Here is an 8,931-nt window from a genome sequence, read left to right on the forward strand (position 1 = left end):
TCGCTAGGCAAGCTAATCGATCGCCAAGATTGTTGACAAGATTTCCAACAAAATCCGCAGCGAGATTGCATACTGTCTGCCCGCGGGCACGCTGCGCTACCGCGCGCGCCGTCATGTCGGCGCGGCCCGGCACCGCCGGCCAACGAGCGGCAGGCCGAACGCGGCGGAGCTTTCGGACCTGGGCGAAGCAGAGGAGCGGCACCCGCAGGCACATTCGCGCCGGTGGCGACCACTTCCCCGCCCCCGGCCGCGTCAAGCGTCGTGCCGAGAGGTTCGAGCGGTGCTGAGGCAGCGCCGTTGGCGGTTACCCGCCAGCGCCCGCATGGGCGTACGGCCCGGCCCTAGCCTCGGACCGTATTGATCTTGCTTTTGAAGCGGCCGACGAGGAGACGCCAACATGCCCAGGTCTTCGATGACGGCATTGGCCGGCGCGGTGACCGCGCTCTTGCTGGTGGGAAGCGCGCCGGCAGCGAGCGCGAACTCCGCGACCAGCGCCGGACCGCACATCGTCACCTACGACGCCGGTAAGGCTGCGGAATTCCAGGCCGCCGTCGACGCGGCCGCCCAGGTGTGGAACGGCCAGGTATCAAACGTGACGTTGCAGAAGTCCGCGGGCGGCCCGGCCGACCTGACCGTGCTCGCCGATGACGGTTGGCCTCGAGCCCAGGTCGATTCCCTGGGCTCCGGCACGGTCTGGATGGGGCGCGAAGCGGTCAGCGCGGGACACCACGTCCCGCGCATCGCCACCCACGAGATCGGTCACATCTTCGGACTGCCGGACAACCGAACCGGTGTGTGCGCCGACCTGATGTCCGGCGCGAGCGCCGGGACCGATTGCACCAACGACCTCCCGAACGAGGAGGAAAAGGGCGAGGTCGAGCGGAACTTCGCGCAGGACGCGAGCATCGCACCGCGGCTGCTCGCCGAGACTCCCGCTCTCGCAACTCGTTGAAGCCCACAGGACCCCGTGCAACCCCGAGCGATCGGTGGCGTTGCACCGGGGCGATGTCTACACCGAACGCTCAGCCGCCGGGGCAGGTCTGGATCAGGGCGCGCGAACCGTTGGTCCGCCACGGCTCGCCCCCGGCGTCGAGCGCGGACGCGGTGCCGGCGTCCAGGCCGACGACGACCTCGGATTTGAGCACCCGCAGCGCCGCCACCGGCCCGGGGAAGTGCGACACGGCGTCCGCGAACGGCATCGTCGCAGGCCAGTGCCGATCGCCGACGAGCCGCCGGTAGTTCAGGTCGCCCTTGACGATCGTCACGGCCGCCGAGGCGAACTCGTCGCGCAGGTCCTCCGGCAGGTCGCCGAAGTCCAGCGGTGCGCAGAAGAACGGATGTGCGCGCACCTCGATCCGACCGTCCCGCAGGGATTCCCGGATGCGGTGACCGACTTCGCCCGCCATTCCGGACGATTTCGCGAGGTGGTTCAGGACCTCGAGCACATCGGTGGGCGTGGCATCGGAGACGTAGTACGGGCTCGGCTTGACGTGCAGGACGACCCGGGGTGCGCGCCCCGTGGTGAGCAGGTGGTCGACGAGCACCAGATCCGCGGCGAGCTCGCCGGCCGCGTTGTCGGCCACGAGGTGAACCGGACCCGAGCCGTCGAACAGCGACCAGAAATCCTCGCTGCGGCCCGCCACCAGGCCCGCACCCGTGTTGCCCGCGTCGGTGGACAACTGGAAGGCCAAGTCCGCCTGGTTGCCCCACACCGCCGCCTGCACCACCGCGGCGTCCCGTTCCGCCTCGTCGAGCTCGCGGAGGTTGTCCAGGGCTTTCAGCGTCTCCCCCGTGGCCGCGTTCGCCAGTTCCGCGCGCTTCATCGGGGCGAACGGGTCGACACCCCGCCACGGCCCCGGCGCGAAGAAGCCGGTCGCGGCGAGCAGCTTCCGGAAGAAGTAGCTCTCCGCCCACAGGAACGGGGCCTCCGACCACGGCCTGCCGATCCGCTCGGCGGTCCAGGCCGACCACGCGTCGTGATCGGGCGCGTCATCCCGGAGCGGCTCGACGACACCGGCGGTCGACTCGCGCAGCAGGGCATCCAGTTCGTCGCGCACGTCGGGCCCGAAGGGGTGGGCGGCGCAGAGCCGCTCGATCATGACCGGATGGCGTTCGTGGAACACCCGCCACGCGAACGACCCCGGTTCCGCAATGTTGATCAACGGCGCGTCCGCCACGTCAGTCCCTCCCGCTTCGAACACGTCAGCACTTCGACACCACCGATGATGCCCGGCGGGCACGAGCGCCGGACGTCCGGCTGCCTCGGCACCGCATCAGGAGGGCCTTCGCCGGGCAGCGCTCCGCTGGCGGCCGCTCCCCCGCGGCCGTCGACCGGCGGTGCTGTTGGAGGGCCGCTCGGTGCGGCTGAGCTCGGCGGCGCGCCGCTGCGGCTCCCGCAGCACGTGCCCGGCGACACCAGACCGGGCTCCAGAGCTCGGTCTCGGACCGACACCTTCGGCGTGCGACCCGTTCGGGGACCGCTCTCTTCCGGGCTGCCGTTCGTCCGGCGATCCGGACCGAGTTCGCGCCAGGGCCGGGCCGGCAGCTGCGCGGCTGCCGGCCCGGCCGGGAGTCCTCGTGCGGCCTTCGCCTCAGCGTGCTGCGGCGTTGGCGACGGCGCGCACCGACAGCGCCCGCTGGGCGGCCTCCCAGTTGCCGTCGTCGCCCCGCCACGTCTCCAGCGCGGGCCCGACCAGGGCGCGGCCGAACGAGTAGGTGAGTTCCCAGGGAAGCTCACCGCAGTTCTGCATGGCACCGAGGTGCCGGGTCGCCAGTTCCGGGCTTTGCCCACCGGAGAGGAAGGCGATGCCGGGAACCGACGGCGGGACCGTGTCGCGCAGCGTGTCCACGGTGGTCTGCGCGGCCTCTTCCACTGCGGGCTGCTCCGGGCAGTCCTTCCCGGCGACCACCATGTTCGGCTTGAGGATCATGCCGTCGAGATCGACCTGCATCAGGGCGAGCTCGTCGAACAGCGAGCGCAGCACTGCTCGGGTCACCTGCTGGCACTCCGCCAACGAGTGCGCGCCGTCCATCAGGACCTCGGGTTCCACGATCGGCACCAAGCCGCCCTCCTGGCACAGCCCCGCGTACCGCGCCAGCGCGTGCACGTTCGCGCGCACCGAGCGTTCGCTCGGGAGTTCGCTGCCGATGGAGAACACGGCGCGCCACTTGGCGAAGGTCGCCCCTAGGCTCACGTACTCCTTCACGCGCTCGCGCAACCCGTCGAGACCTTCGGTGACCTTCTCGTCCGGGGCACCCGCCAGCGGCTTGGCCCCGGTGTCGACCTTGATGCCCGCGAGGATCCCGAGGTTCGCGAGGGCCGCGGGAAAGCTGCGCCCATCGGAGAGCCTCTGCCGGAGGGTGTCGTCGGCCAGGATGATTCCGCTGACGGAATCGGACAGCTCGGGAGTGGTGACGATCAATTCGCGATAAACGCGTCGATTCTCGTCGGTGGGCGGCACCCCGACGCTTTCCAGACGGGACGACATCGTTCCGATGCTCTCATCGGCGGCGAGAATTCCACGCCTATTGGACACGAGCGCGCGAGCGGTTTCAGCCAAGGTAGCCATTTTCGTTACGCCTCCTAGCGTGCTGCATCATGACCGGCTGACCGGTTCGGAATTTCGGACTGCTGAGCGTTCGAGCAAAGATTGTTCCCACCGGCGAGCGGTGCGCCGGCATCACCGTGCGATTCAGCCTCCTGCTCCGCAGAACCCGGACTGAGCACGTCATATCCGGGACCTCCGGGGGCGACTTCACTGTTCCATGCTGCCCTTCCTCGACCCTGCGGTTTTCATCCACAGCTAGGACGCATACCGGGTTGTCAGGCTGCACGGATCTGTACGTCTAGTCAACACGACCGGCACGAAGCGGTACCGTCGCGCCACGAACGGTTCTCAAATTCAATCGGGCGGACCGGTTCCGCCACCGCTAGCGGCGACGACCGCGGATTCCTGCGACACCGCAATTGCGCAACATCGCGTTCGTCCCATTGCGGGATCACATCCCCGTGGGTAATCTGAGCCGGCTCACTTCAGAGAAACGGCTTGAACTCCGATCAGGGGTGCTTCTGTGACGCCAGCGGAGCATACTGAAACCAAACGCGAACTCATTATCAAGGAAGCCTCGCGGATGATGTACGAGCGCGGCACCGGACTGGGGGTCGACACGCTCGTCAGCGAGATCGGCGTGGCGAAGATGACGCTGTACAAGCACTTCCCGACCAAGACGGACCTCATCGTCGCGTGCCTGCAACACCTCGACGACTGCCACCGGGCGCGCTTGAGCGGGCAGATCGACTGGTCGTCCTCGCCCAGGGAGCGGCTGCTTTCCGTCTTCGACTCGTTGCGCGAGTGGTTCGCCACGCCGTCGTTCCGCGGGTGCGCCTTCGTGAACGCGACCGTCGAGCTCGCGGACACCTCGCCGCCGGTGCGAAACGCGGTGCGCGAGCACAAGACCGCCATGCGAGCCTGGGTGGTCAAGCTCGTGGAGGAATGCGAGCTGCCGAACACGAACTTCGTCGCGAGCCAGATCGCTCAGCTGATGGAAGGGGCGACCACCACGGCCCTGCTCGAGCGGGACCCGGCGGCCGCCGACATCGCACAGGCCACGGCGCTGCAGGTGCTGGACAAGGCCAAGGAGTCGGTGGTGTCGCTGCCTTCGCTCTGAACGGCGGTCGACTGCCACCTCGTGGTCCCGTTCCTGCCGGACGAATCCACGGGTCCATCCGAGCAGCGGCGCCGGACAGGCGAGTCCGGGACCGCGGATCGGCGCGGTGCTGCGAACTTTCATCCAGGAAGCGGGAACCGGGGCGGGCCATCGCGCTCCCGTCGAACCGTCGGCGCACCCGTTGCGCGGACTCTCGCCGCGGCTCCGGAAGTACCAGCAGTTCCCGGATGGCCGCCGCGAAAGCGGTTGCAGGACATGCCATCCGGAACTCCTGCGCGCATCGTTCAGAACCCGGGCGCTCGTACGCCGAAGCAGGCCGTGCGGCAACGGCCGGACCGTTCCCGTGGCCATCCGGCCGGACCTAGAGGCCCAGAGCTTTGGTGACGTACTTCGCCCGGCGGCGGGACACGGGAACCACTCCGCCGTAGTTCTCGACGGTGAGCTCCAGCTCCCCTCCGTCCTTGCGCGAGACCTCCCGCACGCGGTGCAGGTTCACCAGGTAGCTGCGGTGAACGCGCACGAACCCGCACTCCGAGTACTTGTCATCGATGTTGTCGATGCCGTCCGTCGCGCACTGGAAGCGCCCGAGGTCCGTCTTCAGCCAAACGGTCCGCCCGACGGCCTCGGCCACGATCACCTCGGCGATGTCGAACAGGACCTGCCGGTCACCTTTAACCCCGACTATGCGTCGCGTCGACCCCAATGCATCCTCCCGTAGCATTGTTCTGGAAGCCCGCGATCGTCCGGCTCCGCCCGGCTTGTGGCACCCGGGCCTGCCCGATCAACAGTGTTTCCGGTGATGTTCCCTAACGGTCCTCGCCGAATGCGGCGGAGCCGCACGCGGTTCGGGACTCGGCAGGCCACCCGAACCCCGAACTGAAATGTCTCCCAATTCCGCGGACTCCAGGCCCGCGAAGCGGTCGTGGCACCCAGGACGGAGACCTCCGGGCAGGTGCTGCGGGCGTCCGCGCGCTCGCGACCCGACCGGAGGTCTCCCGGCTGCACGCCACCACGCCGCCGACTGCGGCGTGATCACCGCTCGATCCCGATCAGTCCGGCAGGGCGAACACGATCAGCGCGCTGCCGTGGCCCGCGCCGAGCATGCCCGGGATGATGCCCTCGAGCCAGCCGCCCCAGCCGACCGGAACGGCCACGTACTGCTTGCCGTCGACCATGTAGGTCATCGGGCTGCCGTGGTGACCGCTGCCGCACTGGAACTTCCACAGCTCCTCGCCGGACCGGGCGTCGAAGGCGAGGAACTCGCCCGTCGGCGTACCGGCGAACACGACGTCACCAGCGGTGGCCAGCACCGAGGCCGCCATCGGGTGCTGGTTGCGCCAGCGCCACTTCTCCTGGCCGTGGGTGTCGAACGCGCTGACCGAGCCGGCCATGTCGTCGATGTCCACCTGCACCGCGGCACCCCAGTACGGCATGCCTTCCTTGAACTCGCGGCGACGCCGCGTGGCGGTCGCGCCGACGTCGGCCACCGGTACGTAGAACATCTCGGTGCGCGGGCTGTAGGCCGCGTGCGTCCACTCCTTCGCCCCGGCCGGGCCCGGGTAGAAGTGGACGGGCTCGCCCTCCTTGTCCGGGTACTTCCGAGGGATCACCTTGCCGTCGCGGGTGATGGTGCCCCAGTCGATCCGGTCCACGTAGGGCGTCACGTGCTGCAGCTCGCCGTTGGTGCGGTCCAGCACGAAGAAGTACCCGTTCTTGTCGAAGTGGCCGAGAAGCTTCTTCCCGTCCCGCTCGAACAGGGTCATCTCCATGGTGGAGTCGTAGTCCCACAGGTCGTGCGGGGTGAACTGGTAGTGCCACTTGATCTCACCGGTGTCCACGTCGACCGCGACGACGCTGTCGGTGTAGAGGTTGTCGCCCTCGCGGACCGCACCGTCGAAGTCCGGAGCCGGGTTGCCCGTCCCCGCGTAGTAGAGGTTGGTCTCCGGGTCGTAGGTACCGGTGACCCAGTGGTTCGCGCCGCCGCGCGCCCACGCCTCTCCGTCGGCGGGCCAGGTCTCCGAGCCCGGCTCGCCCGGCTTGGGCACGGTGTAGCAGCGCCACCGCTGCTCACCGGTCTCCAGGTCCCAGCAGTCGATGTGCCCGCGCACGCCGAACTCGCCGCCCGCGCTACCGGTGATGACCGTGTCCTTGACGACCAGCGGGGCCAGCGAGGCGCTCTCGCCCGCGCGAACGTCGCCGATGGTCTTCTCCCAGACCTTCCTGCCCGAGGTGGCGTCCAGGGCCAGCAGGTGGGCGTTCGGGGTCACGAAGTAGACCTTGCCGTTGGCGACCGCGCAGCCGCGGTTGACGTTGCCGCAGCACAGCGACACGTCGAACGGGACCGCGTGCTTGTAGCGCCAGAGCTGCTCACCGGTCTTGGCGTCCAGGGCCCAGAACCAGCCGTCCCAGCCGGTCACGTACATGACGCCGTCGACGACGATCGGGCAGGTCTCGAACGCGTAGGTCGAAGCACCCGCGATGTGCCCGGAGGTACCCGCCTGGAAGATCCACGCCGGCCCCATGCGCTTGACGTTCTCCGTGTTGATCTGGTCGAGCAGGCTGTAGCGCTTGCCGTCGTAGTCGCCGTAGTAGGTGATCCAGTTGTGCGATTCCGAACGCGCGTTGCGGATGCGGTCGTAGTTGATGTTGTCGGTGACCGCGGGGGCGCTGCCGGAGACGGCGCTCAGCGCGCCGTGATCGATGGCTTCACCGGCGTCGACGTATTCGACTGTCATCTGTTCGGTCCTTTCTACCGGCGCGGCTGATCGGGGCGGTCGAGACGGGCTTCCGGCGGAACTTCGCCGAGCACGACGATGGCGGCGGTCAGACCGCGGCCCTCGTCGTTGCCGCCCGGCGAGCTGTACCAGTAGTAGCCGGGGCCATCGAGGTTGAGCTTCGCCCGCCCCTTGGAGTGGTTGAGCAGCCAGATGAACTTCTTGTCGCCGTTGCTCGGCAGCAGGGCGCAGTGCGTGTTCTTGTCGTCGTTGATGATCGTCAGCTCGAGATCACCACCGTGCGGCAGGACCAGGATCGCCGGGTCCCAGGCGATCTCGTCCTCCCTGATCCGGATCGTGGCCTCCATCGTGCCGTCGGCCCGTTCGGTGGCCCGCTCGATCCGCCCGGTCCCGAGCACGCGACCGATCGCTGCGCTGTTCTGTGCGTCCAAGCCGAGCTCGCTCAGCAGGTCCTCGTGTTCCTGAGTCGTCGTCATTGGACTTCACCTCCCAATTTCGAATCCATATCCGGATCACTCATGTCTGGGCTGCTCACGAATGGGTCGGCCTCATTTGCGAGCCCGCGGTTCCCGTTGATCGATGCCTCCGCAGACGCTTCCGCTCGACCGGAAGAGGCCAGCTGACGTGCGCACACGCCGTTCCTCCGGCGACTTTCGCGGTAGTCGGACAGAAAGGGACGAAAATCAGCCGCAGATCTGCGAATCTGCACCCGAAGTGCGCTTCCCTCCCACAGGCGCTTGCTGGCGCGGTAAACGGCGGTTCGAGTCTTGTTCGCCAGCCCCGAGTACCGATCAATTAACCTGTGATGCTCGAGAACTTTACGGCGCGGAAACCACCGCCGAAAGAGCTGACCGCTAACCTGCCCTGCCGTACCGTTCGCAGAGAATTAGCTACCGCCCAACTGTCTCCGCCTGCCCTGACCTGCTGAAGCAACCGCGGCTGTCCCGCTCCGCCGCAGGCGAATCAGGGCGCGAAAACCATTTGCAGCGCGCGCGAATCCAGCGGAGACAGCTCCTCCTGCGAGCAGGTCGGGGTTGGGTCGGCAAGGCGACGAGGGTCGAGCGCACCCGCTGCCGAACACCGTCCGGACGCGCCGTTCCGATCGAATTCGGTGGGCGGAAGAAAGCGTCGGGTCGGCACACCATCGGCGGTATGCAGAAGCCGTCCGGGGCGCGCATTCCGCGCGCCCCGGAATTCGGGAAGCACGCATCCGCAGTTCCGGTGCGCACGCGTGCCGATTCCCGTCAGCCCCGCGGTATCTGCTTGACGGGTCCTCGCGGAATGCGGCGGAGCCACGTGCGGTGCAGGACTCAACTCGCGCCGCCGCGGGTTCTGACGCGTCGTGCGGCCAGGACAGCGCGACGCCGCGTGCCGCTGCTCGAGGAGCGATCCCGCAGCCGCGCGGCGCGCCAGGTCCCGCCACGCAAACCCCGCACTGAAATGTCCCCAGAACCGATGGTCAGGAGAGGTCGTATCGGTCGAGGTTCATGATTTTGGTCCAGGCGGTGGTGAAGTCGTGGGTGAAGTG

Annotated in this window: 7 protein-coding genes; 2 read left to right on the top strand and 5 right to left on the bottom strand. The window is 68.1% G+C overall.

Going from position 1 to position 8,931, the window contains the following annotated elements; all coding sequences use genetic code 11:
* The first annotated feature begins 397 nt into the window (after positions 1 to 397).
* On the top strand, positions 398 to 952 hold the full coding sequence (locus tag ABD289_RS20845) for a snapalysin family zinc-dependent metalloprotease (protein WP_344135528.1): 555 nt from the start codon (positions 398 to 400) through the stop codon (positions 950 to 952).
* Between the two features lie 70 nt (positions 953 to 1,022).
* Here the strand turns inward: ABD289_RS20845 and ABD289_RS20850 are convergent, their stop codons facing one another.
* Positions 1,023 to 2,162: a damage-control phosphatase ARMT1 family protein gene (locus ABD289_RS20850; protein ID WP_344135531.1), complete on the bottom strand. Its 1,140-nt coding sequence runs from the start codon at positions 2,160 to 2,162 to the stop codon at positions 1,023 to 1,025.
* Between the two features lie 429 nt (positions 2,163 to 2,591).
* Positions 2,592 to 3,569: a class I fructose-bisphosphate aldolase gene (locus tag ABD289_RS20855; RefSeq protein WP_344135534.1), complete on the bottom strand. Its 978-nt coding sequence runs from the start codon at positions 3,567 to 3,569 to the stop codon at positions 2,592 to 2,594.
* A gap of 502 nt (positions 3,570 to 4,071) precedes the next feature.
* Between ABD289_RS20855 and ABD289_RS20860 the strand changes: the two genes are divergently transcribed.
* Positions 4,072 to 4,668 (top strand): TetR/AcrR family transcriptional regulator, encoded by a 597-nt coding sequence (locus ABD289_RS20860; RefSeq protein WP_344135537.1) that lies wholly within the window; start codon positions 4,072 to 4,074, stop codon positions 4,666 to 4,668.
* Positions 4,669 to 5,029: 361 nt separating this feature from the next.
* Here the strand turns inward: ABD289_RS20860 and ABD289_RS20865 are convergent, their stop codons facing one another.
* From ABD289_RS20865 to ABD289_RS20875, 3 genes are all read right to left on the bottom strand, one after another.
* Positions 5,030 to 5,371, bottom strand: coding sequence for a LytTR family DNA-binding domain-containing protein (locus tag ABD289_RS20865; protein ID WP_344135540.1), 342 nt, complete (start codon positions 5,369 to 5,371; stop codon positions 5,030 to 5,032).
* A 346-nt stretch (positions 5,372 to 5,717) separates the two neighbouring features.
* Entirely contained in the window at positions 5,718 to 7,403 is a 1,686-nt protein-coding gene (locus ABD289_RS20870) for a PQQ-dependent dehydrogenase, methanol/ethanol family (protein ID WP_344135543.1), read from the bottom strand.
* A 14-nt stretch (positions 7,404 to 7,417) separates the two neighbouring features.
* Entirely contained in the window at positions 7,418 to 7,879 is a 462-nt protein-coding gene (locus ABD289_RS20875) for an MSMEG_3727 family PQQ-associated protein (protein WP_344135546.1), read from the bottom strand.
* Between the last annotated feature and the right edge of the window lie 1,052 nt (positions 7,880 to 8,931).

Source organism: Saccharopolyspora halophila (genome assembly GCF_039531955.1).
Classification (GTDB): domain Bacteria; phylum Actinomycetota; class Actinomycetes; order Mycobacteriales; family Pseudonocardiaceae; genus Saccharopolyspora; species Saccharopolyspora halophila.